This window comes from Halobacillus sp. AWM4_238 (assembly GCF_056158265.1).
This window is the reverse complement of the sequence record NZ_JBSWSY010000002.1, coordinates 3,445,001-3,469,172: the sequence shown is the minus strand read 5'-3', so window position 1 is coordinate 3,469,172 and position 24,172 is coordinate 3,445,001. Positions and strand designations below refer to the sequence as shown.

General features: G+C 41.1%; 24 protein-coding genes and 1 pseudogene (1 of these 25 only partly in view). 7 read left to right on the top strand and 18 right to left on the bottom strand.

Going from position 1 to position 24,172, the window contains the following annotated elements; genetic code table 11:
* Nucleotides 1–54: 54 nt before the first annotated feature.
* The 5 genes and pseudogenes from ACXACN_RS17345 to ACXACN_RS17325 form a co-directional block, all read right to left on the bottom strand.
* Nucleotides 55–501: a threonine/serine exporter family protein gene (locus ACXACN_RS17345; protein ID WP_474966090.1), complete on the bottom strand. Its 447-nt coding sequence runs from the start codon at nucleotides 499–501 to the stop codon at nucleotides 55–57.
* Between the two features lie 18 nt (nucleotides 502–519).
* Nucleotides 520–1,263, bottom strand: a complete 744-nt coding sequence (locus ACXACN_RS17340; RefSeq protein ID WP_474966089.1) for a threonine/serine exporter family protein — start codon at nucleotides 1,261–1,263, stop codon at nucleotides 520–522.
* A gap of 72 nt (nucleotides 1,264–1,335) precedes the next feature.
* A pseudogene (locus ACXACN_RS17335) lies at nucleotides 1,336–1,470 on the bottom strand (IS91 family transposase); the annotation flags it as partial.
* Nucleotides 1,471–2,061: 591 nt separating this feature from the next.
* On the bottom strand, nucleotides 2,062–2,946 hold the full coding sequence (locus tag ACXACN_RS17330) for a hypothetical protein (RefSeq protein ID WP_474966087.1): 885 nt from the start codon (nucleotides 2,944–2,946) through the stop codon (nucleotides 2,062–2,064).
* A 369-nt stretch (nucleotides 2,947–3,315) separates the two neighbouring features.
* Entirely contained in the window at nucleotides 3,316–3,780 is a 465-nt protein-coding gene (locus ACXACN_RS17325) for a hypothetical protein (protein WP_474966086.1), read from the bottom strand.
* A gap of 255 nt (nucleotides 3,781–4,035) precedes the next feature.
* On the opposite strand from ACXACN_RS17325, the gene ACXACN_RS17320 reads away from it, so the two are divergent.
* On the top strand, nucleotides 4,036–4,557 hold the full coding sequence (locus ACXACN_RS17320; protein WP_474966085.1) for a lecithin retinol acyltransferase family protein: 522 nt from the start codon (nucleotides 4,036–4,038) through the stop codon (nucleotides 4,555–4,557).
* A 394-nt stretch (nucleotides 4,558–4,951) separates the two neighbouring features.
* On the opposite strand, the gene ACXACN_RS17315 is transcribed toward ACXACN_RS17320, so the two are convergent.
* Nucleotides 4,952–6,169 carry a DNA sulfur modification protein DndB gene (locus ACXACN_RS17315; RefSeq protein WP_474966083.1) on the bottom strand — a complete coding sequence of 406 codons (1,218 nt, stop codon included), beginning with the start codon at nucleotides 6,167–6,169 and terminating at the stop codon, nucleotides 4,952–4,954.
* A 202-nt stretch (nucleotides 6,170–6,371) separates the two neighbouring features.
* Here ACXACN_RS17315 and ACXACN_RS17310 point away from each other — a divergent pair, with 202 nt between their 5' ends.
* Entirely contained in the window at nucleotides 6,372–7,481 is a 1,110-nt protein-coding gene (locus ACXACN_RS17310; protein ID WP_474966081.1) for a tyrosine-type recombinase/integrase, read from the top strand.
* Nucleotides 7,482–7,560: 79 nt separating this feature from the next.
* On the opposite strand, the gene ACXACN_RS17305 is transcribed toward ACXACN_RS17310, so the two are convergent.
* Nucleotides 7,561–10,341: a TrlF family AAA-like ATPase gene (locus ACXACN_RS17305; protein ID WP_474966080.1), complete on the bottom strand. Its 2,781-nt coding sequence runs from the start codon at nucleotides 10,339–10,341 to the stop codon at nucleotides 7,561–7,563.
* 194 nt (nucleotides 10,342–10,535) lie between these two features.
* Here ACXACN_RS17305 and ACXACN_RS17300 point away from each other — a divergent pair, with 194 nt between their 5' ends.
* Nucleotides 10,536–11,066: a hypothetical protein gene (locus tag ACXACN_RS17300; protein WP_474966078.1), complete on the top strand. Its 531-nt coding sequence runs from the start codon at nucleotides 10,536–10,538 to the stop codon at nucleotides 11,064–11,066.
* A 144-nt stretch (nucleotides 11,067–11,210) separates the two neighbouring features.
* On the opposite strand, the gene groL is transcribed toward ACXACN_RS17300, so the two are convergent.
* Together groL and groES are read right to left on the bottom strand one after the other, a co-directional pair.
* On the bottom strand, nucleotides 11,211–12,833 hold the full coding sequence (groL, locus tag ACXACN_RS17295) for a chaperonin GroEL (RefSeq protein ID WP_474966077.1): 1,623 nt from the start codon (nucleotides 12,831–12,833) through the stop codon (nucleotides 11,211–11,213).
* A gap of 60 nt (nucleotides 12,834–12,893) precedes the next feature.
* A complete protein-coding gene (gene groES, locus ACXACN_RS17290; protein WP_089654972.1) occupies nucleotides 12,894–13,178 on the bottom strand; it encodes a co-chaperone GroES in 285 nt (94 codons plus the stop codon).
* Between the two features lie 262 nt (nucleotides 13,179–13,440).
* On the opposite strand from groES, the gene ACXACN_RS17285 reads away from it, so the two are divergent.
* Both ACXACN_RS17285 and ACXACN_RS17280 read left to right on the top strand, forming a co-directional pair.
* Entirely contained in the window at nucleotides 13,441–14,157 is a 717-nt protein-coding gene (locus tag ACXACN_RS17285) for a lysostaphin resistance A-like protein (protein WP_474966076.1), read from the top strand.
* A gap of 1 nt (nucleotide 14,158) precedes the next feature.
* A complete protein-coding gene (locus ACXACN_RS17280; RefSeq protein WP_474966074.1) occupies nucleotides 14,159–14,359 on the top strand; it encodes a YdiK family protein in 201 nt (66 codons plus the stop codon).
* A gap of 41 nt (nucleotides 14,360–14,400) precedes the next feature.
* On the opposite strand, the gene ACXACN_RS17275 is transcribed toward ACXACN_RS17280, so the two are convergent.
* Nucleotides 14,401–15,813, bottom strand: coding sequence for an MDR family MFS transporter (locus ACXACN_RS17275; protein ID WP_474966073.1), 1,413 nt, complete (start codon nucleotides 15,811–15,813; stop codon nucleotides 14,401–14,403).
* 177 nt (nucleotides 15,814–15,990) lie between these two features.
* On the opposite strand from ACXACN_RS17275, the gene ACXACN_RS17270 reads away from it, so the two are divergent.
* A complete protein-coding gene (locus ACXACN_RS17270) occupies nucleotides 15,991–16,812 on the top strand; it encodes an SDR family oxidoreductase (RefSeq protein WP_474966071.1) in 822 nt (273 codons plus the stop codon).
* 37 nt (nucleotides 16,813–16,849) lie between these two features.
* Here the strand turns inward: ACXACN_RS17270 and ACXACN_RS17265 are convergent, their stop codons facing one another.
* From ACXACN_RS17265 to moaC, 3 genes are all read right to left on the bottom strand, one after another.
* A complete protein-coding gene (locus ACXACN_RS17265) occupies nucleotides 16,850–17,404 on the bottom strand; it encodes a GNAT family N-acetyltransferase (protein WP_474966070.1) in 555 nt (184 codons plus the stop codon).
* A gap of 61 nt (nucleotides 17,405–17,465) precedes the next feature.
* A complete protein-coding gene (locus ACXACN_RS17260; RefSeq protein ID WP_474966068.1) occupies nucleotides 17,466–18,125 on the bottom strand; it encodes a redox-sensing transcriptional repressor Rex in 660 nt (219 codons plus the stop codon).
* A 15-nt stretch (nucleotides 18,126–18,140) separates the two neighbouring features.
* A complete protein-coding gene (moaC, locus tag ACXACN_RS17255) occupies nucleotides 18,141–18,623 on the bottom strand; it encodes a cyclic pyranopterin monophosphate synthase MoaC (RefSeq protein WP_474966067.1) in 483 nt (160 codons plus the stop codon).
* A 170-nt stretch (nucleotides 18,624–18,793) separates the two neighbouring features.
* Between moaC and ACXACN_RS17250 the strand changes: the two genes are divergently transcribed.
* Nucleotides 18,794–20,731: an ABC-F family ATP-binding cassette domain-containing protein gene (locus ACXACN_RS17250; protein ID WP_474966065.1), complete on the top strand. Its 1,938-nt coding sequence runs from the start codon at nucleotides 18,794–18,796 to the stop codon at nucleotides 20,729–20,731.
* 433 nt (nucleotides 20,732–21,164) lie between these two features.
* On the opposite strand, the gene tsaD is transcribed toward ACXACN_RS17250, so the two are convergent.
* The 5 genes in view from tsaD to thiL are tightly spaced (at most 4 nt apart) and all read right to left on the bottom strand, a layout consistent with a single transcriptional unit that may run on beyond the window.
* A complete protein-coding gene (tsaD, locus tag ACXACN_RS17245) occupies nucleotides 21,165–22,196 on the bottom strand; it encodes a tRNA (adenosine(37)-N6)-threonylcarbamoyltransferase complex transferase subunit TsaD (protein WP_474966064.1) in 1,032 nt (343 codons plus the stop codon).
* Complete coding sequence (gene rimI / locus ACXACN_RS17240) at nucleotides 22,193–22,636, bottom strand: ribosomal protein S18-alanine N-acetyltransferase (protein WP_474966063.1); 444 nt, start codon at nucleotides 22,634–22,636, stop codon at nucleotides 22,193–22,195. The genes tsaD and rimI overlap by 4 nt, the downstream gene beginning before the upstream one ends.
* A 1-nt stretch (nucleotide 22,637) precedes the next feature.
* On the bottom strand, nucleotides 22,638–23,324 hold the full coding sequence (gene tsaB, locus ACXACN_RS17235; protein ID WP_474966061.1) for a tRNA (adenosine(37)-N6)-threonylcarbamoyltransferase complex dimerization subunit type 1 TsaB: 687 nt from the start codon (nucleotides 23,322–23,324) through the stop codon (nucleotides 22,638–22,640).
* Nucleotides 23,321–23,776: a tRNA (adenosine(37)-N6)-threonylcarbamoyltransferase complex ATPase subunit type 1 TsaE gene (gene tsaE, locus ACXACN_RS17230; RefSeq protein WP_474966060.1), complete on the bottom strand. Its 456-nt coding sequence runs from the start codon at nucleotides 23,774–23,776 to the stop codon at nucleotides 23,321–23,323. The genes tsaB and tsaE overlap by 4 nt, the downstream gene beginning before the upstream one ends.
* A 4-nt stretch (nucleotides 23,777–23,780) precedes the next feature.
* Nucleotides 23,781–24,172 carry the final stretch of a thiamine-phosphate kinase gene (thiL, locus tag ACXACN_RS17225; RefSeq protein WP_474966058.1) on the bottom strand. Its footprint extends 592 nt past the window's final position, so 392 of the gene's 984 nt are visible here — the last part of the coding sequence; the start codon falls outside the window, past its right edge — the gene reads right to left on this strand; it ends in the stop codon at nucleotides 23,781–23,783.

Here is a 24,172-nt window from a genome sequence, read left to right as displayed (position 1 = left end):
CATAATCCATGTGGACTTATAAAGACAAACAAAAGCGCAAGTGAGGCTCACCCATTACCTCAATTGCGCTTTTGTTTGTCTCATCTTTTTTATAATCTGGTTAAGCACTTCCGAGAACACGAGCCCAAATGCAATAGCACCAGATATCATAAAAGCTTTCGCTGCAATGGAGATAGCGACGCTGTAGTCATTTTGCACAAAGCTTCGCATGGCATCATACGCGAGACCTCCTGGTACGAGAGGAATAATCCCTGGTACGTTAAATATAATCATAGGCGATTTGTATATCCTTGCCAGTATCTGGCTGACCATGGCAATAACAAAGGAGGCGATGAGTGTAGCTGGGACACTGTCGACTTCTCCCCATACTAAGGATATGTAAATGACCCAACCAATCATGCCGACGAGACCACATTTGATGAGCGTATTTCTTGGCGCCTGAAAGATGATTCCAAAGGCAGCTGATGCAAAAAAGCTTGCTATGGCATGTTCAATCAACATAGTCATTCCTCACGATCTCTAAAATAGTGCAAACATAACGGCAATACCTGCCCCAATTGCAAAAGCCGTTAAAAAGGCCTCCGCCCCCTTGGCGAGTCCTGAGATAAGATGACCTGCCATCAAATCCCTTACAGCGTTGGTGATGAGCAGGCCAGGGACCAACGGCATGACAGAACCAACAACTACCTTATCAACTTCCTTCCCAATACCTAATGAAAAAAGGGAAAAGGCTGTAAAACCAATCACCAACGAAGCAATGAATTCAGCAACAAATTTAATTTCAAATAATCGAATAAAGTTAATTAATGCAATAAATCCTAGCCCTCCTGCTACGCAGGCTGGTAGGAAATCGTGCCAACTCCCCTGAAACATGAGACTAAAGAAACCACTCGCTAACGTGGCAGCGATGATTTGCATGAGCATGGAATAATCTGTAGGACTGGTTTCAATTTTCCTAAGCTCTTTATACGCTATGTGAGTAGACATGTCTCCACTTGTAATGTTTCTAGAGACATTATTCGCGAGATTTACTTTTTCGAGATTTGTCTCTCGTTCTGAAACTCTTACTAATTTTGCAGGGGCACCGGGGCTAATCGTAAACACAATCCCAGTAGGTGTTACATAACTTTGTGCTTCATCCCGTCCAAAAGATTGGGCAATCCGCGTCATTGTATCTTCCACACGATAGGTTTCCGCCCCATTTTGTAGCATGATCTTCCCAATTAATAAACATAACTCAATTAAGTCCTCTGTACGCTCCACTCGGTCACCTCAATTCGTATTACAGTATGTTTAGTGTATCTATTCATATACTAAAAGCTTAAAACCCTTTTAAAAATTTACACAATCTCGAAACTTCTCCACTTTCTTTTGCACGATTGGCCGGATCTTAGCTCCATATTTGTTCTTAAAGGCTTACCAATGTTGATGTTCACCAAAGAAAATTCGTCGTAAAATATTCGTCTCCATACAGGTACAATACCACATCATCAAGGGCTGTAGTATTGTCAAAAGTTATACATTCTTTACTTTGAACAAAAACTAATAAAAGAACTATAGGAAAAGAGGTGTGCATTAGTCCCTTTCCACACCTAGTTTTCTTGAATGTATAAACCATTCGGCTATGGGGACTTTAGATCTAAATAATATTTGCTATTTTTTCTGTTGGCTAGCATTTACAGACTTCTTAAAAACCTGAAATGCAAATTTTAAAAACAAAAAGGACTACCTCCTTTATTTAGGAAGTAGTCCTTTAATTACTAACTATTTATACATTACTTGAAGAGTTTCTAGAGACTTTTTTGTGTGTTTCAAACTTTTTATAGAAAAATCCAGTCGAAAGTACCGCCTCAAACTAGCTACAAAACGACCTACAGCTTAGAAGGCTGTTGGAGTGGATATAATTGTACAAGGTGGACTATTGCAGAACTCTATTGTTTCAACGTTAGTCTACTTATAATTACATATTTGAATGGAATTGATTTAAGAAGAAGTCGATATTGCAGAATTTGAAACAAGTCCCAAAAAAGTAAAATGTGAAGGCAAGACTTTGCAATATTGTTAATAATCAAATGATTTTTCAATTATACCTAAAACTTTATTCCAAGCCTCATCAGAAATTACCCTGTTAATTAAGCATGAATTTATGTACCCAGCTCCCACCAGATCATAATTAAATTGATCTAACACTTTAAGACTTAGTACAGGGGCATTTAGAGATATCTTTAATAGATTCATAATTACATCATCAAACTGATTTATTAAATTGTCAATATGAACACTATCAAGATTTGAATCAGTTGTTGAATATTGGAAATCATCTGATTTACTTACATATCTACTAAAACATGAAACAGAATCTGCTGCTGGATGAACAATTTCACAAAGTTTTATGTAAAGTGCTTTTGTATCTGTTTCTCCATATTTATCAAATACCTTAATATAATTGCTTGCATACAACGGTTTATTATAGGTTCTCCCACTTTGATCTGATTTAGATGCATGTTGAAAGTGAATTAATGTTTCTTCTAAATTGTCTGATGTTAATAATTGATCTAATTCTCCCTTTACGGCCAATTCTATATTTTTAAAATTAGACGCTATGTCGAAAGGGGTGTTAAGTAGCGAATAATAACTATCCGTAACTGATTCCAAGAACCCTCGAAGAGATGAAGAGAATAATATAAAGTTCTCAGTTTCAATTGACGAAATAATCCCATTAAGCCACTTTTCATTACGCATGATACTTGTTACTGATGTAAAGTGTGCCCTTAATAAAATTTCGTCCCAATAAACTTTATTAGCTTTACTAATATTTCTGTCATTAAAAATGATATCTACATAAGTACTAGTTGAATAATAGTAGTACTTTATATGGACCATTTTACTGATAATCTCAGTGTACATTTGTCCGTACAATCTTATTTTATTTTTAGTTGTGGACATATATATTCTCCTATCTTCCCATGTCAAAGTGTTTAATAACATAGGGTTGATGCTGTTTCTTTTATGATTTCTACTTTTTTTGTGTAGTTGCTTTAAAAATAAAATCGGACAAATCTATTATTGGATCAAACATAAATGAAAAAAGAATATTACATGCCATTATTTGGTGTGAAAATCACCTGAATAAACATTCCTTCACTAAAATCAAACTCCCCATTCATGAATGAAAAATTAATTGTTTTTTTAATAAAATCCTTAAATCTTTAAACAAGTTAAAATATTCTTCCTTATGATTCTGGTTATTATTTATTAATTCTTGTATATGAATACGGTTAATGCTATTTCTATCTTTTCTATCCTTTATTTGGATTAGTTTATCTTGCCGATCTTGTATTCACTTAATATATCTATAACAGTTTTTAATCGCTCGTAATGACTATCTTCTATTAATAATGCTCTTCTCTCAATTATATTGCTTGTTTCATGTAATTGTTTAGAAAAGTGGGTTAATTCTTTATAACTAGCATTTGCCCAAAGTAATTCAGTTGCGACTTTTAGGTCGTATAATGAACTATATAACTCATTGTATAAAGCAAACTGATGCTCAGAATAACGATTAAATAAGATATTTGCTTTTTCTAATCGATCCTTATGTGATTCCAATTGTTTTTGGAAGTCTGATGTGATTTTCGCCATTTCTTCTTGGTAACGCCTTTTATCTTTTTCTAAAACTTTACCAGCATAAATTTTCCCTAGCCAAGTTGTTAGTAATGCACTAATAAACGGCGGAATTGCTAGGAAAGAAAACCATTCGAATACATTATTAGGCTCCAAGTCGCTTTCCCCTTTCCGAAAACTAAAACACAATAAGATATATAGAATTGCAGTTACTTATTAAACAATTTCTACAAAAGGAGTTTTTTTCCTGCTTCAATTTAACGGACTGAGATGAAGTGAAATTTAATTTTTCTACCTCTCATTACCATAGATAATCTAATCTCATAGTAATGATTTTTTACTAAATTCCTAAAAGTGGTAATATAGTATTAGTTATTAATGTTCAAATATTTTGTAGAGGATGTGCTTTTCATGGGATTCTTTAAAAAGAGTAAGAGCCCTTTCTGGAATAAGATGAGTGATCATATCACTGAGAGCATTCGCGTTAAAAAAATGCCCTTCAATCCAGGGAAAGCTAGGTTTGTCATCGGTAGTGTATATCTAGTTAGAGGACAAATAATAGCAGTCCGAAGATCCAAAGGAATTATTCATTATGGTATTTACAAAGGAGGTCATAGAGTTATTCACTTTTCAAGCCCGAGTGATATAAGAAACAATACAATTATTGAATCCAGTCTGGAATATTTTCTTAAAGGAGAACGTTATATATACGTTGTTAATGTTGAACAAAGTAAGCACAAGGATTCTTTATTCTCGCCCTATATGACAGTTAAAAGAGCAGAACATAGGTTAGGAGAGAAAGGTTATAACATTCTGTTTAATAACTGTGAGCATTTTGCCTTTTGGTGTCGTATGGGAAAGAAAAAATGTGTTCAAGATTTTCAATTACCTTTCGGGATAGGGGCTATTCCCAAAACAATTGTGAAGTTATAATCAATATACAAATGATATAGATATTGGGTATGTTTATGTGCCTAGTGAACTTTTAACACATTTTTATTGACTAGAGGCAGTGTATTGACGGTTTGCACAACCCTCACATATTCTTGATATTTAACAGTATAATAAGCAAAGCCAATATTCACATTAAAAAGCCTCTCAAAAGTTTAGTGAACTAATGAGAGGCTTCTATAATTTCAACCTTGAATCTGAAAAATCCAGTCAAAATCCAGACGACGAAACGGTACACTAAGAACTTTTTAGAATAGCGATATGAAATGTACATACCAGTCATGACGGCCATCCAAAGTCTATTCTGAATTATGATATTAACATACTGGATAAAAAAGGATGCTACCTGATACGGTAACGCCTTTTTAAGTTATATTTACTCCTGCTCCGTTCTTGTATAACTGTATTCATTTTCGGTTAGGTGATAGCCTAATTTATTTTTCACTGCGGCAACTGCAGCATTGATTGCATCGCGTGAATTTAGAATTTTCTGGCCGTCAACGACTACCTTTCCAGAAAATAGTGGATTCGCACGGGCCCAATCAAATTTCATAAGTCGGTTTAATTCGGTACGCTGTTGCTCATAATTCTGGAAATGGTCAAAAATGTAACCAGCAATTCTAGAAATTATAATGATCCCTGTTCCAGTTGTAACTACGGCTTTAGATCGAATCTCTGGCGTCAGTTCTCGGTGCTCTAAAGTTTTTTCTATAAACTCGTTACGTTTTAGAGCATCAAAGAATAGACGTGCATGTTCAATGGCCTGCTCGCGAAGCTCCTCGTTCTCCTGAAGTTTAGCGGAAACTCTATCAGATTTTACTGACTGAGAATTGAAACCTATAATCTCGGTGACGGTGTTCTTGATATTGTTGATGGTATATAAATCTTTAGAATTTTTAGAAACGCTTGTTGATAGCAATTCCGTTGTCTCTTTTAAATAAGGCGTTTCTTCAATTAAATCAACAACTATGTTGGAGAGTACGTCCCTGGTGTTAAAAAGTGTATTTATTGAGGATGTCGTTGGTTTCGCGTTTTTGTTTACGTCCACAAAGTCCTGCCTTATTTTTTTGGGACGGTTGTCGTGTACTATGTTCAAAAGCATGTTGCTTTCTGCAATGTATTCTGGCTCGTTTTGGGCCAATTCTCGAATAGCTGCAGTCCGGTGATTCCCATCTAAACATTCAAACTCATAATCTATCGGTAGTAGAATAACTCCAGCAATGGAACCGTTACTATTAAGTACCTGTTCTTCATTAACCTCTCTTCCATCGAAACTGTAGGGACGGAAGTCTAACTCGTCATAAGAAACCAATGTGATCGGTGGCAGCGTGAATTCTCTTTCCGTTTTGAGGTAGTCGATGATTTCGTTCCGATGCTTGCGGTCCAAGAATCTGTTTTTAATCTCCGACTTTATAATTTCCTGATTTTTCTTTTTAAGCGCCGATGTTTGGATAAATTTCCCTAACGTTTTATAAGGAATCGTGGCTGCATACCATACCCTTTCCCCGCTTTTGTATTTCAGGGCTGGAATTTGAATAGAGCTTGTTGGTGATCCTAGATTAATAGGATCGACGTTATTAATTGTGCTTGTCATAGAAAGAAATCCCCTTTCAGATTTTTCAGATTATTTACTACCTATCTACGTTATACCATGGTAGATTTTTTACGTCAATAAAAAAACGTAAAAAATCTATTTATCGATTAAAAAAGTGGATTATGAGGTTTCTGTAATCTGAATACAAGGTTTTTCAGATTATATCGATGAAACCATTGGATAATCTGATTCGCCGTTATCCATGGGGGAAAGAAAAACAAAGTCTAAGGCCGGTTTCCTTAGAAAAACCGATGCAAGAATTGCAGCTGAAGAATTAGAAAGAGATTTAAGAGAAGGAGCCTACATTGAAGAAAACAATGTGACTTTTAACGACTTTGCAGATGAATGGCTGAATATTTATGCGAAATATTCCAAGATTAGCTCGCACCGTGGGCGTTCTAAAGAATTAAAGCACCTCAGAAGGTATTTTTCAAATATGAAATTAATTGATGTTACAAGAAAGCACTATCAAGCATTGCTTGACCACCTACATGAACAAGGTTATGCCCATAATACTTTGGATGGAATCCATACTACTGGTCGAATGTTATTTAAGAAGGCTAAAGAATATAACCTCATCAAAATAAATCCTAGTGAATTCGCAAAAATCCCAAGAAAAATTGAAACGGTGGAAGAAATTGAGCAGAATGATGAAGTAATAAAATTTCTAGAAAAAAGTGAGTTAATAAATTTTCTAAAAACAGCTAAAGAAAAAGGTTTAGATAGGGATTTTATTATGTTCCTCACGCTTGCTTATAGTGGGATGCGTGTAGGAGAAATGCTAGCACTCAAATGGGCCGATATTAATTTTAAAAATGAGACTATCCGCATCACAAAAACCTATTACAACCCAAATAACAATACAAAGGATTACCATCTACTCACTCCTAAAACAAAAGATTCTATTCGGACAATAAAAACGGACAAGCAAGTAATTCGAGAGTTTAAAAGGTATCTGACTTACCAAAAAGAACTAAAAATGTCCCTTGGAAATCAATACAATGATTTTGGATTTATTTTTGCAAAAGAGATAAATAATCCAGGCTATCCTGACTATATAAAGACGGTAGAAAACCGAATGAAGCGATTACTAAAGCTCAGTGGAATAGAGAAAAGTGTTACACCCCATTCCTTCAGACACACCCACACCTCCCTATTAATTGAGGCGGGAGTCGGCACAAAAGAGATTCAACAAAGGTTAGGACATGGCGATATCAACACAACCATGAACATCTATGCCCATATCACAAAAAACATGGAAGGAAAGGCTTCTGATAGGTTTAGCAAACTAATGGAAGATGTTTTAGATTAATTAAAAAGGCCCGAAAATACTATATAAAAAAATAGTATTTTCGGGCCTTTTTGATATTAAACTCTATTTTTATTCAGTTCTACGAGTAATACTTTTCTTGCCTTTTACGAAAAGCTTCCTCTGATCCTTCCATGATATCTAATATAGATTCTCTTACCCCATGATTATCTATACCACCTTGATTCCTAACGATCCCATTCCCCATATCAGTCCTCAGAGCATAAACTAATTCAGCGTCTCCGTTTACTGGCAAGTTAGCATTATGAGAGGCAACTATTACTTGCCTATTATTTTTTATATTCCTAATGAGGGGAACAAGTTGATTATAAATAAAATCTGAATCCAGTTCATCTTCTGGTTGATCAATAATTATTGGACCAGTACCCTCTGTGAATAAAAGCGTCAAAATTGCAGTATTCTTCTGCCCATCAGACAAACCATTATCTAGTAATGAACCTGCTCTAGAACCATCATCTCTAAATAAAGTAATGTCAATTTCGTCATTAACTCTTTTTATCATTAATTCATCCATAGATTGATCATTGCTAAACAACTCAACTAACTGCTCATAGTATTCTTGAAGGTCTGCGGGCATATTTTCTTTATTTTGGACCCATTGAATCAATAACTCCCAAGGGGTTGAAGACAACCTTTCACCGAGGAATTCAGCAAATAAAGCTTCCCCTAATTCCTGCCAGTTCCTCCCTAAGCGTGTATTCCTTCTCACCTTAATATCATTCCAGAGACTTAAGAAACTCGTTTTATCCCCCATGTGGTTAATCTCAACTTTAATAAAAGGTTCGTCGTCAGATCCTATTCTTGGTATAGCACCATTCTCAATTAAAGAGCTAACTTTATCAATTCTTGCTATAGTCTCTCTATCCCATATCTGATAAAGCATTTCATATAGTTCTTCAAGTTTTTCCGCATTTTTTTGCAAACTAATTATCTCAACCTCTAATTCTTCTAGCTGTTTTTCCTTTTCGATTTTTTGTAGATTAACATCTTTCAAGATTTCTAATTCTTCAGGCTTTAAACCTTCACGTTCACATGCTTTTAAAAATTCAGATTCTGATTCCTGAAAGCTATCATGGACACTATCCCACTTTTCATTTTTAAATGTCATCATGGCTATTTTCTCTTTATATTTTTGTAGTGCTCCCTTTATATCCATAGCAAGGTCTTTATTAGCTTGCTCAACTCCAAAATTCAAATCTTTAAAAAAGTGTTTGTTACTCCAACTTTTTTCTTCAAGATTTACTATTTCAAAGCTTTCTAAAACAGAATCTACTTTTTTGTCCCATTCTATTACTATGTTTTCAGTTTCAGAAAGTATTCTTTCTAAGTAATTTTTTGCCTCTTGATTAGCTAGCCGATTTTCATTCTCTTTTTTAACTGCAACAAACGAATTCCAACGGCGTTGCAATTCAACTATTTCTTGGTTTAGACTTCTTCTTTCACTGATTTTTCTATGAAGTTTATTTTTTTCATGTTGATATGATTGAATATCCTCTTTTATTGACTTTTCTTGTTGCTTTAGCTGATTAATACTCTCCCCTGTTATTTGATCAACTATACGTAAGAGATTTTGAGTATCGTTGGCAATATTTGAAATTTCCCTTTGACTATATATTTGAATACCCAGTTTAGTAAAGATTGTGTCTGGATCCTCAATATCTTCATTTCTGCTAACAATTTCACTTTTTCCATTTGACATATCATATTCGAAGACATCTTCGCCACTCATGTCTCTCCATGTCAATTGTAATTTTGATGCTTGTTCTAGTGTATTTCTAATTCTGTTTAAACTGTCCATATTATTACTTTCAACTTCGTAGTTAGTACACAGCCTTATGTACTCGAGTATAGATGATTTACCAGCCCCTCTACCACCTATAATACAATTGAAATTTGGTGAAAAATTGATAGTTTGGTCTTCGAGAAAAGCTACATTTTCGATTTTCAATGAATCAATTCTACCATAACGGATTTCCTCTAAAGGGTTCGAATCTTGTAACACGATTCTAGATTGGTGATCTTTCAACGCTTGTCTTAAAGCTTCTATTGTATTCTCCGACATTCGAATCCACGTATGTCGTTTCCCAATATAACCTTTTCCACTCTCGGTCAAACTGTAGCAATCTGAGGACATCACTGTAGCTATGGGTTGCTCCCTCCTCCAGTCTGGATGACAATCTGGTCCTGATAATAATAACCTTTGCCATCCTGAAGAAAGTGAGCTTAACGGGCCTGGTATCTCTAGAGCAAGTAACCGGTTATCCTTTAGCATATACTGCTGAAAATGTTCAGGTAAAAAGCGGTCATTCAACATGCCACTTTCAGATAAAGGGTGGGCAGCAATTACAATACCTTGATATTCGGGATCTTCTTGTACTGCATTAATTACGTGGTCAAATGAGTATGGTGAAGGTTTTATTTTCCCATCATTAATCCGCCCTGAGTAATGGAGACCTAGCGCTGTCACTTTGTCATCAATGAATCTTAACGGAGTGGATGGATCATAAAGACAAAGTAAATGAACACCATTCCCTTGAGAAATTTCAATTTCAAACCCTGGGAAGATAACAAGAGGATCCCTTCCAACTTCATCAGCAATTATTTTATTACGTGTAATTAAACCTTCTAGAAAATGTTTCCCAATAAAATTATGATCAGTTACACCTATTACATCTAATTCTACTTCATGACATCTCTTCAAATACATATCTACTGATTCATTCAGCTCTTCTTCAGTCCAGTTTCCATTTATGAAACTTGGGTCACTTTTCAACCAATTTAAATGATCCCCAGGTGTCTGCATTTGTAAGTCACATTTAAACCAATCCATCCCCTTATACATAACAACTCTCCTTAATATTACGAAATTCGCTATACGTATCCTGCAATTAACTTTTACCTTAAGTAAAATTATACTAATCAAACCTAATTACTACAATTAATACATTATTATCTAATTAATAAAGAATATAGGTTCTATATTCGACGGGCATATAATATATATTTAAGTGATTGCCTTTTAGAGGAGGTTATAAATTGGAAAAAAAATTATTAATTGCTGTATTAGGTCACCGAAACTCAGGAAAGTCAGAAACATGGAAAAAATTATTTAATGACCTAAATATTAGAACTGCTCAAAAATCAGAAAGAAAGCTTTGCGTAGGACCAAAAGGTGAACACACAAAGGTATTCTTAATAAATGGATCTCCCCAGGAGCGTGGAAAATCAGTAGAAGAAATTATTCAAGTTAACCACAGCCCTAAAATAGTTCTATGTTCTATCCAATTTAAAAAAGATGCTTTAAACACCTTAAGATACTTTCAAGATCATGAATATTCAATCTATCTACATTGGCTTAATCCCGGATATAAAGACCCTTGCGAATATGCCGATTCTGAAAACTTAATACATGAAATTCTAAACATGAAAGCTTTAGTAGGAAAAAGGGATGGAAAATGCAACGCAGAAGGTCGAGTTAACGAAATAAAAAACTTTATTTATAGTTGGTCTATAATAAATGGGTGCTTAGAATATAAATCAATTGCAAATGAACTGATAAACAAATAGAAGAATAAAGCCTCCCAAAAGTTTATAAAACTCTTGGGAGGCTTATATGATTTAGATTTAATTTCATAGAAATCCAGTCAAAATCCAGTCAATATTCATTTATAGGGTTTCAAATCCTTGTGTAGCAAAGGGTTTGGGGACAGCTTACATCATGCCGCCCATGCCACCCATGTCAGGCATGCCGCCACCATTATCCTCTTCAGGATGATCAGCGACTACCGCTTCAGTTGTCAAGAACATAGCGGCTACGGAAGCTGCGTTTTGAAGCGCAGAACGTGTAACTTTTGTTGGGTCAACGATTCCTTGTTCAACCATGTTCACCCATTCGCCTGTTGCTGCGTTGAAGCCTACGCCGACTTCTTCAGCTTTCAGACGCTCAACGATGATGGATCCTTCAAGACCTGCGTTGTGGACGATTTGGCGAACCGGCTCTTCAAGCGCACGTAGAACGATGCTTGCACCCGTTGCTTCGTCGTCTACAAGGCCAAGGCCTTCGACAGAGTTGATGATGTTTACAAGCGCTGTACCACCACCGGCAACGATTCCTTCTTCTACTGCTGCTCGCGTAGAGTTCAGGGCGTCTTCGATACGTAGTTTACGCTCTTTCAATTCTGTTTCTGTTGCTGCACCGACTTTGATGACAGCTACGCCGCCAGAAAGTTTTGCAAGGCGCTCTTGTAGTTTTTCTTTGTCGAATTCAGAAGTTGTTTCTTCTGACTGTGCACGGATTTGAGAGACACGGGAAGAGATCTGCTCAGGGTTTCCTGCACCTTCAACAATTGTTGTGTTTTCTTTTGTGATGACTGCTTTAGACGCGCGGCCCAGCTGGTCGATCGTTGTATTCTTCAGTTCAAGCCCAAGGTCTTCTGTGATTACCTGGCCACCAGTAAGTGTTGCGATATCTTCAAGCATCGCTTTACGGCGATCACCGAACCCAGGAGCCTTAACAGCTACCGCGTTGAATGTTCCGCGAAGTTTGTTCACAACAATTGTTGCAAGTGCTTCGCCTTCAACGTCTTCAGAGATCAATAGAAGTGGCTTGGATTGTTGAACCACTTGCTCAAGTACAGGAAGGACTTCCTGAATGTTGTTGATCTTTTTATCTGTAATTAGAATGTAAGGATCTTCAAGAACCGCTTCCATCTTATCCTGGTCAGTGACCATGTAAGGAGAAGCATAGCCGCGGTCGAACTGCATACCTTCAACCACTTCTAGTTCTGTGTTGAAACCTTTAGATTCTTCAATAGTGATAACACCGTCGTTACCTACGCGCTCCATAGCTTCAGCAATCAACTGGCCGACTTCATTGTCAGCAGCAGAGATGCTTGCTACTTGTGCGATTGAATCGCGGCCTTCGATAGGTTTAGAGATTTTGCGAAGCTCTTCTGTTGCTACAGCTGTCGCTTTCTCAATACCTTTACGAATACCGACTGGGTTTGCACCGGAAGTAACGTTTTTAAGACCTTCACGGATCATCGCCTGTGCAAGAACCGTTGCTGTCGTTGTACCATCACCAGCAACATCGTTTGTTTTAGAAGCTACTTCAGAAACGAGTTGTGCACCCATGTTTTCGAAGTGGTCTTCGAGTTCGATTTCTTTAGCGATTGTCACACCATCGTTTGTGATGAGTGGAGAACCGAACTTCTTATCTAATACGACGTTACGTCCTTTTGGTCCAAGTGTAACTTTAACAGCATTTGCTAATGTATCTACACCACGCAGCATAGAGCGGCGTGCGTCTTCACTAAATTTAATTTCTTTAGCCATTTAAAAATGCCCTCCTCATTAAAATCGTATCTCTTAAGTATTTTTTATAGAAAAAAGTGACTACTGGATTACAGCTAGTACATCAGATTCGCGAAGAATCAAGTATTCGCTGCCTTCATACTTCACTTCTGTACCTGCAAATTTAGAGTAGATCACGCGGTCGCCTTGTGCGACTTCCAGTGCTACTTTTTCACCGTTGTCTGTGATGCGGCCTGTGCCGACAGCAACAACTTTACCTTCTAGTGGCTTTTCTTTCGCAGAGTCCGGAAGTACGATACCGCTCGCAGTAGTCTGCTCTTCTTCAACTAGTTCAATAACAATACGATCACCAAGTGGCTTTAACAATTAGGACACCCTCCTTGATATGGTTGTTTCAAATTTTTGTCGTTTATTAGCACTCGTCGATGTTGAGTGCTAACACAATTATTATAATAAGCAATTCCCTATCGTTTTTCAAGTAGAAACTATAGAAATTTTGCACTTCTTTTTCGACAAAATTCTTACACTGACCCTTATTCCTTACGTCTGGTTTTGAAACTGTGATAGAATACATAAAGTATGTATATTGAAGCTATTAAAAGGTATTTATAAAAGGAGTCGTGCCTTTATGCCGAAACATTATTGGTACATTATCGTGACCTATCTTATCACACAGATTTCTGCCATTGTGGCTGTACCGGTTCTGGTGCAGGCAGCCGGGATGTCCCGTTTCGATGCCATTGCCGTTTGGTCTGTGTTCAGTTTTACCATTGCAACGATCATCATTCTTCTCCTGCTCCGCCGCGATCCACAGGATGGTTTAGCCCGGAGCGAGGATAAAGCAGGACCAGGAAAAGTTGTGCTCTGGTCGATTGCCGGTGTCTTTTTGGCCTTGTTCGCCCAAGCCATTGCCGCGACGATTGAGCGTGAATTGTTCGGTGTATCACCAGGATCTGAAAATACGATGGGATTGATGGAGATCGCCCGTGAATCGCCGTTGTTCATCCTCCTTCCTGTCGTTTTTGCACCGATTACGGAAGAAATCATTTTCCGTAAAATCATTTTCGGTTCCATTTATAAGCGGACGAATTTCTGGTTGGCCGTTCTCGTTTCTGCTCTCGTGTTCGGAGCGTTCCACTTTGATTTCAGCCACATGTTAGTGTACTTCTCCATGGGAGTCGTCTTCGCCTTCCTATATGTCAAAACAAAACGAATTATTACACCAATCGTGGCTCATATGGCGATGAACTCGTTCGTTGTCGCTTCGCAGTACTTCCTCACTGAAGAGGATATCCGACGCATGCAGGAACAGCTGGAGACCATCTTTATTGGAGGCTTTTTATAATATGAGAACATCACCCTTATTCATGGCTTTTCTATACATGATGATGGGCGTAGCATTCACCTACATCGCCGCACAGGCGGCGGAAGAGACCGTGTGGAATGCGATGACCATCATTCTGGCCATTGTCGCGACGTTCAACATTGCCGTAGCGATACGGCTCTTCAATCTTCATAACAAAATTAAAAAGACGAAGAAGAAATAACGTCGCAAAAAAAGCAGGTCCTCTCACGGACCTGCTTTTTTCTATGCTTCTTGTTCCTCTTTATCCTCCTGCACACCTTTTAATATGAATGAAAACGGAATGGCGATGATCAGCACGATAGCAGAAACGAGAAACGCTTCATTAAGCGTCTGCAACGTGGCTGCCTGCATATCGATATTCGGATTCGCCGAAACTTGAGCCCGTCTGACTTCATAATAAATGGAGAAAAAGACGATGCCTAAAGAAGAAGAGATCTGTCTGATGATGTTGTTCATCGCTGAACCTTGAGCGACGAGGTGTTCAGGAATACTGTTCATGCCGGATGTTGTTGCCGGCATATTCCCCATCCCCATACCGAGGCCTCTGACCGTATTTAACAAAAGGATCAGCCAGTATGGTGTCGACAGCTGTAAAAAGCTTAAGCCGAGTGTGGCGAGCGCCATGATGGTAAGGCCAGGAGGCACTACATATTTCGGTCCTTTTTTATCGAGAATACGTCCTCCGATCGACATGAACACCCCACTCGCAGCTGCGGCCGGTAGGAACAACAGGCCAGTCATCACTTCGTTCAGCCCGTATACATTTTGAATCAATAATGGCAGCAGGAAGATCCCTGAGAATAGGCCAATGGAAGCTGCTGATGTGACAACAATGGAAACAGAATACGTCGGCACTTTGAAGACGGACAAGTTCAGCAGTGGATCCTCCTGACGATTCTCGTAAAAGACAAACAGCACAATGGCCACCAATCCACCGATGATAAGGAAGATGTTCAACGGGTCGAACAATGTTTCCAGTGTCCTTCCCCTTCCGAGGGCAAACAGCACAGAACCGATTCCTGCCGCAATGATAAGGAAGCCGATCAGATCAAACCGTTTTGTCGGATTCGTTTCCGTACGTTCAAGAAACTTAGAAGATAAAATAAGTCCTGTCAATCCGAACGGAATATTGAAAGCGAACAGCCACGGCCAGTCGAGATACTGGATCAGAAAGCCACCGATCGTTGGTCCTACAGCTGGTGCGACCATAGCGGCAACACCGTATACTCCGACCGCAAGCCCCCGCTCATAACGAGGAAATGAATTAAAGATGAGTGCCATCGCTATCGGCATCATCAATCCTCCGGCCATCCCCTGAATCGCACGGGAGATGATGACCATGCTGAGTGTCGATGAAAAGAATCCGAGCGTTGAACCTGCAAGGAAGATACAAAGACCGACGAGGTACACTTTCTTTTTTCCAAACCGGTCACCAAAGTATCCGGTGAGCGGCATGGTCATCCCCATCGATACCATGAAGATCGTCAGAATCCACCCGACCGAGACGGCATTGGAATCAAAGATCTCGATGAATCGTGGCAAGATCGGGTTCAGCATACTATTGTTCAAAATGACCGTGAACGTCCCGAACAGGACAGACACGACCACGAGCCATTTATGAGGCAGTTTACTCAATCGTCTCACCCGCTTTCTTTCGATACGCGAACTATTATTTACTATACCACCTCTGCTTTTCGTTAACCACGATTCCGCATGTTTCGACTGTATGCGTCCTCTGTTCTACCAAAGGTTTACTGCGATTCAACGTGCGGGTATGAGTGATAGCAACGAACAAAAGGAGGTTCTAGGGATATGGGACGTTTAAATAATAAAATTGCTGTCGTCACCGGCTCCGCAACAGGGATTGGTGCGGCGACTGTGAAACGATTCGCAAGCGAAGGAGCGACGGTCGTTTGCGGGGATGTGAATGTAGAAGAAGTACAGAAAACCGTGGATGAAGTAAAAAGCGGCGGTGGAAAAGCAGAAGCCGTGGAGCTTGATGTTGCTGATGTGGATAGTGTCCAGCAGTTCGCCAATTACATCGAGCAACATTTTGGACATGTGGATATCCTGTTTAACAATGCGGGCCTCGATCAGGAAGGCGGAAAGGTCCACGAATATCCGGTGGAGCTGTTTGATCAAATCATTGCTGTCGATTTAAGGGGAACCTTTTTGACGAGCAAATACATCCTCCCGCTCATGCTTGAAAATGGCGGATCTCTCATCAACACTTCATCCATGTCTGGGCAGGCCGCGGATCTTGACCGCTCCGGATACAACGCAGCGAAAGGCGGGATTACAAACTTTACGAGAGCGATGGCGATCGACTATGCGCGTGAAGGCATCCGTGTCAATTCAATTTCCCCAGGTACCATCGAAACACCGCTCGTTCAGGAACTTGCAGGGACGAAGCAGGAAGAAGAAGGCCGGGAATTCCGTGAAGCGAACAAATGGGTCACACCGATGGGAAGACTCGGACGCCCGGAAGAAATGGCGAACGTCGCCCTGTTTCTTGCTTCTGACGAAAGTTCGTATGTGACAGGAGAAGACATTACCGCAGACGGTGGGATCATGGCCTACACGTGGCCGGGGAAGATGCTCATGGACAAGAGCTGGAAAGAGAATACAGAGTAACCCAAAAAAGAAGCTCAGCGTCAGGCTGAGCTTCCTTTTATTCTGCATTCTTATAGTAAATCAAGTTATCCGTCCATTCACCAAACTCATGGATGAACCCTTTGCGGGTGCATTCATACTCCAGGCCGATCCTCTCCGCCATCTTGATGGAAGCCGCATTATCCAAATTGATATGAGCCTCGATCCTGTGGTAATTTAATTGATGAAAAGCAATCCTTAATGCTCCTTCCACCGCTTCTTTTCCGTAGCCCTTCTTCCAATGTTGGTTATGGAGCCCATATCCAATTCTCCCCCACTGGAAGTCATATCTTATTAAGGTCGAAAAATCAATCATCCCCACGTGTGTATGGTCTTCCTTTAGAAAAACACCAAAGACGTAGGCTGTATCCTCCAAAGCTAACTGCTGATGTTTCTCCACCAGCTCATCAAACCATTCTTTCGTACAAACACTCATATCAGGACGACCATCATCATGCCGGTGCTTGGAAGGATACCGCCCCTCATATCCAGCAACCCAACTTTCATAGTCGCCTTTTTCAAGCGGTCTGATCATTAACCTTTCTGTTTCTGAACCAACCGTGAACGTTTCCAAATCTTCTTCCCCCTAAAAAAAGAGTGAGAAACCAAAATGATTTCACACTCTTTTGTCTTTCTTATTGGTCTTCCTCCACTTCCTCTTCGTTCAGTGGATAATGCTTCAGGAAATAGACGAGAGCCTGCAGCTCGATTGCAAGGTCGATATGATGGACCCTTACATTTGACGGCACGCTGATTCTCGCTGGAGTAAAGTTGAGAATCCCGGAGATTCCCGCTTTCACAAGCCTGTCCGCAATGCCTTGAGCGGCAGATGACGGGACCGTGAGAATGGCCACAGAAATGTCCCCGAGCTTTTCTTCTAGATCGTCAATGTGTTCAACACCGACGCCACCGACCTCAGAACCGATTCGCTCCTCGTTCGCATCAAAGGCGATTTCAATTTTCGTATTGTTATTTTTCGTGAAGTTATAGTTCAAAAAGGCCGTCCCAAGATTTCCGACACCGATCAACGCGACACGTGTCGTCTCATCCTGGTCGAGTGTTTTTCTGAAAAAGGAAAGCAAATACTCGACGTTGTAGCCGTACCCTTTTTTTCCGAGCGCTCCGAAATAAGAAAAGTCACGTCGGATTGTCGCTGAATCGACTTTGACCGCATCGCTCAGTTCTTTCGAAGACACACGCAATTTGCCTTGAGTATGAAGGTTGTTCAAAAAGCGATAATAGAGCGGCAGCCGCTTCGCTGTCGCCTGTGGAATCTTCGTTTGTTCGATATCCATTAGCACCGGACTCCTTTACCTGTTTCTCGTGTAGTCGCCGTTCTTCCCGCCTGTTTTCTCTTTCAAATAGGTCGGGCCGATGACCATTCCTTTATCTAACGCTTTGCACATATCGTAAACCGTAAGGGCTGTGGCTGAAGCTGCCGTTAGCGCTTCCATTTCCACCCCCGTACTTCCCTTCGTTTTGACCGAAACCTCGATGTGTAGAACCGGCTGGGCTGATGTTTCCCAATCGAAGGACACATCAATGCCTTTCAATGATAAGGGGTGACACATCGGAATCCAGTCGGACGTTTTTTTCGCTGCCATGATCCCTGCGACCTGGGCGACGGAAAGCACGTCCCCTTTTCCGATTTCGTGGTTGGTGATTTTATGATAAATCTCTTCGTTCACTTGTACGCTTGTTGCTGCTACGGCCGTCCGTACAGAATCCTTTTTTTCTGTGATGTCCACCATACGGGCGCGACCCTGGTCATTAAAATGACTGAATTCCGCCATTTTCTCCTACCCCTTTTAATAACAAAATCGTTACTGTACTGATTGAAACACTACTCTTATTCTACCAAAAAATCAAACGTTAGTCGTTAAAGATTTCACATACTTAAAGAGCATTGTGTTGCTAGGGGACGCGCGTATGAGATACACTGATTTTATTGAGGTGAAACGACATGATTCTCATGCAATTGAACCAATTGACGAAGCGTTTCGGCGCCGAGTTGATTTTATCGAATATCAAATTGGAAGTGCAGATGAACGACCGGATTGCCATCGTCGGTCGAAACGGAGCAGGAAAATCAACCTTGCTCAAAATGATGGCTGGAGAAATGAGCCACGATGAAGGCGACATTTTCAAACCCAAAGAAACAACGATCGGCTACCTGGCTCAGAATACAGGGCTGCAGTCTGAGGAAACCATTTGGAACGAGATGGAGAAGGTGTTCACCCACCTGAAAGACTTGGAGAAAGAACTCCGCAACATGGAAGTCCAAATGGCGGACCCTGACCTGCTCGAGGACCAGAAACGGTACCAGCAGCTGTTAACGGATTACGACCGCAAGCAGGAATACTTCAAGACCGCTGGCGGATATCAGTACGAAGCAGATATCCGCGGCGTCCTGAATGGACTGAACTTCAAAAACTTCAGCTGGGATACACCGATCAACTCCTTGAGTGGTGGTCAGAAAACTCGTTTAGCTTTAGGAAAGCTGCTGCTTACGAGCCCTGATGTCCTTATTCTCGATGAGCCGACCAACCACCTGGACATTGATACGCTAAGCTGGCTTGAAGGGTATTTGCAAGGCTATCAGGGGGCCGTCGTCATCGTATCCCACGACCGCTACTTCCTGGACAAGATCGTCAATACCGTATACGAAATCGCTTTTCAATCATCAAAGAGATACCACGGCAACTACAGCGATTATTTGAAAAAGAAAGAAGCGGATTACGAGCAGGAACTCAAACGTTTTGAAAAGCAGCAGGAAGAAATTAAGCGGATGGAAGATTTCATCCAGAAGAACATCGTTCGCGCGACGACAAGTAAGCGAGCGCAAAGCCGCCGCAAGCAGTTGGAGAAAATGGACAAGCTTGAAAAGCCTAAGGACGACAGCCAATCAGCGAAGTTCAGCTTTCAGACGGCGAAACGAAGCGGCAACGACGTCTTGAAGCTGCGCAACTATGCGTTCCGCTATAATGACAGCAACGACTACCTTTTCGACAACGTGTCACTAGACTTGAATCGTGGCGATTCTGTTGCGCTCGTCGGACCGAATGGGGTCGGAAAGACAACATTATTGAAGACACTCACTGGGGACTTGGAACAGTCGAAAGGCGAAAAGCTGATTGGAACGAACGTACAAATCGGCTATTACGACCAGGAACAGACGAAGCTGAATTCAGCAAAAACCGTCTTGAACGAGCTCTGGGACGAATATCCGATGAAAAACGAAAAAGATATCCGCACCATCCTCGGCAACTTCCTTTTCTCAGGGGAGGATGTCCTGAAGCCTGTTTCTGCGCTCAGCGGGGGCGAGAAAGCAAGGCTGTCTCTAGCGAAACTGATGATGCAGGAAGCGAACTTCTTAATTCTCGACGAGCCGACCAACCACCTGGACCTCGACAGCAAAGAAGTGCTGGAGGCAGCACTTGTGGATTATCCGGGTACCCTGTTGTTCGTTTCTCACGACCGTTACTTTATCAACAAGATTGCGACACAAGTTGTGGAAATGAATCCTGAAGAGACACGGTTGTTTCTTGGTGACTATGACTATTATGTTGATAAGAAACAGGAAGAATTCGAGCTGCAGCAAATCGAAGAAGCCGAACGTCTGCAGAATGAACCGAAGCAGCAGGAATTGCAGCAAAAGAACAGTTTCGAAGAAGACAAAGCCGCAAAGCGTGAAGAACGGAAGAAAAACCGGCGCATAGCGGAGATCGAAGAAGAAATCGAACAGCTGGAAGCAAGACTCGAAGAAAACGAAGAACTCCTCTGTGACCCTGACATTTATCAGGACCACGAACGATCATTGGAAATCACCGAGGACAACAGCCAACTCCAAACCAAACTCGAAGCCCTCATGGAAGAATGGGAAACCCTCCACGATTCATGACAGGCAAAAACAGGTGTACCAGGTCATCCAAAATATGGATGACCTGGTACACCATTTTTTTCCACATCAACGTTTGTTCATTTGTTTACATTGGTCATTTTCCAGTTTTTAAGAGTGATTAGCGAACATGCATAAGCGTGTATGAGGGGGTATTAAGTATCCACATAGTTTTCAACACTTGAATGGCTTGATTAACAGTTTTCAACAGGGTTATGCACATTATCCACAGAATAACTCTTGTTTATCCACAAAAATGGTACCGTTTTCTTTTCCCATTCCACTTATCCACTGTTAATTTGTCCACTGCATGTTTATACACATGTGGATAGTTTTCACCTTGTGAAGAATATCCTCATTTATTCACATCCCCCAAGAAAAGGGAAAAGCTCTCCTTAACTACAAAGGAGAGCTTGGATCGTTCCTGTTCACGATCTTATTTTTTTCGTGCACCATAAAGTTCAAGATCCAATCCTGGATTGGCATTCAAATCCCATTCAGACCGATGATCCTGGTTGTACGCAACGGCTCCTGCAGCAGCAATCATTGCGGCATTATCTGTACACAAATGAAGTGGTGGAATAAGCAGGTCCGTTTCACTATCTTCGAACTTCTCTTTAAGGGCTGCTCTTAATCCCTTATTGGCAGCTACACCACCAGCCACGATCATTTGTTTCACACCATACTCCTCAGCAGCTTGGTATGCCTTTGTGGATAACACGTCCACTACACTAGCCTGAAAGCTTGCCGCGACATCTTCAGGTTTCAAATATTCGTCTCGCTGCTTCGCTTTGTGAAGCCGGTTGATGACCGCTGATTTCAATCCGCTGAAACTGAAATCATAAGACCCTTCTTCAAGCCAGGCACGAGGAAAATCGATGGTCTCCTCCCCTTCTCGAGCGAGGCGGTCAATCTGTGGTCCACCAGGGTATGGAAGCTTCAATGTGCGTGCCACTTTGTCATACGCTTCCCCTGCAGCATCGTCTCGCGTTTCTCCGATGATCTCAAAAGAACCGTGTTCCCGCATCAACACAAGCTCCGTATGTCCGCCGGAAACGACGAGGGAAAGAAGCGGGAATTCAAATTCCTTTTCCAAACGGTTCGCATAAATGTGTCCTGCAATATGATGCACGCCGACGAGCGGCTTCTGTTTAGCAAAAGCAATCGATTTCGCTGCATTGACACCGACTAGAAGGGCACCGACCAGCCCAGGGCCCTCGGTCACCGCAATGGCATCCATTTCGTCGATGGTCATCCCCGCGTCCTCCAGTGCCTCTTCCAGGGTAATCGTCATTTGTTCGATATGGTGTCTGGAGGCAATCTCCGGTACGACCCCACCGAAACGCTTATGACTTTCGATTTGCGAAGCGACGATATTCGTTATCAGTTCTGTTTCGTTTTTGACAATGGCTACGGCTGTTTCGTCACAGCTCGTCTCAATTGCTAAAATGTATTGATCTTCCTTCATTTTAATCCCACCCACATCACTAACGCATCTTCACCGTTGTCCGAGTAATACCTTTTGCGGATTCCTCCAGGTACCATGCCGAACTTCCGGTACATATGCTGCGCGGCTGTATTTGATACTCTCACTTCAAGCGACAGTTGAATCGCTCCATGCTCAATCGCTTCGTTACACGTATGACTGAACAATCGCTCTCCATACTTGTTTCCTCTATAGTCTGGATGTATGGCAATATTCGTTACATGTGCCTCATCAATAATTAACCACAAGCCGCAGTAACCAATGACTTCATCCTGTTTTTCTACGACATAATAATGGGCATACGGGTTATCTACCATTTCCTTTTCAAAGGTTTCCTTCGTCCATGGTACGGCGAACGAAGCTTTTTCAACTTCCATCACAGCTTCTACATCATCTTTCGTCATTTTCCTGATCTTCGCCATCTTAGTTCTTCTCCTGCTGCTCCAGCCATTTAGCTTCAGCCTCAGGAATCCTTAAGTAGTTCGGGACAAGATCATGCAACGGTCCCGGTTCCCTCTTCTCTGCTACAGATGCTATGATGGCTGGACGAGCATAGTGATAAGGCGCGTCTGGAATCATTGCCTGATCACCAAGAATCTCTATAATCTTCTCTTTATGAACAGCCAAGTCCTGACTGAGGAAAAGAATCGGTTCATCAAGTTCTTTCAATTGTTGGAGCCAATCTTCCATCAACACGTTCGTCTCTGCTTTTGCTAGTGTCATATCAGATCGATATAGACCCGTATACACAAGTCCACGGCGCGCATCGAAGAACGGGCAAACATATCCTTGGAAAAAGGCCCCCTGCCTTGCCACAGCTTCTAAGCTCGATACACCCACAACAGGAATTCCGAGTGACCACGCCATCGTCTTTGCCGTCGTCAAACCAATCCTTACCCCTGTATAGGAACCAGGACCATGAGCAACCGCAATTCGATCCAACTCATCTGGCTTCATGCCCGTCTCCTTCATGACCTGATCAATGGCAGGCATTAAACGGATCGAGTGATTCTTTTTAATATTCGTCACATATTCACCTGCTACAGCCCCGTCTCTGATGACCGCAACTCCCATGACATAATTCGATGTATCTAACGCCAGTACATTCATCCTAAAATCTCCTTACATACCGTTTCAAAATGGTCCGACCCAGCCTCGAACGTAAACAACCGCGTCGAGTCGTCCAAATAACGAATCGTAACATCCAGGCGTTCTTCAGGTAAAAATTCCTCAATGAACTGAGCCCACTCCACGACTGTTACTCCATCTCCATCAAAATACTCATCAAAACCAAGGTCCTCATCACTTTCTTCCAGACGATACACATCCATATGATAAAAAGGGATTCGCCCCTGGTACTCTTTCATAATTGTAAAAGTCGGGCTGTTGATCGTCCGTTTCACACCCAGGCCTTTGCCAAGTCCCTTCGTGAATGTCGTTTTACCTGCACCCAAATCTCCTTCTAATGTTAGCACATTGCCAGGCTGCAAACGTTCCCCGAGTCTCTCCGCCATCTGTTGCGTTTGTTCTGCAGAGGAACTTTTCCATTCAAATGTCGTCATTTCATCACCCTTTTTCCTTCAAATGAGTATACCCGGAAGAGGTTAATCGTTTCCAGTCTCCACCTTCATTAACCTTCACCAATGGTTCCGGACCTTGTTTCGTTTTTACATGTCCTATCTTACTAACAGATATCCCCGTTTGTTCTGCAGCTTCTTTCACTTGCGACCAATCGTTTTCCGGAACAGATCCAAGCAACTCAAAATCTTCTCCTCCGGTTAATCCCCATTCTAAATGCTGCTTTGGAAAAGCTTTTCGAATCGCTTCAGAAAAAGGGAGAGCATTTAGGTCAATGTAAATGTCTACATTGGATGCTTCTGCGATTTCCTTCGCTTCATTTGCGATCCCGTCACTCACATCGTTCAAAGCTAACCGTTCTAGATGCAGTAAATGGGAAG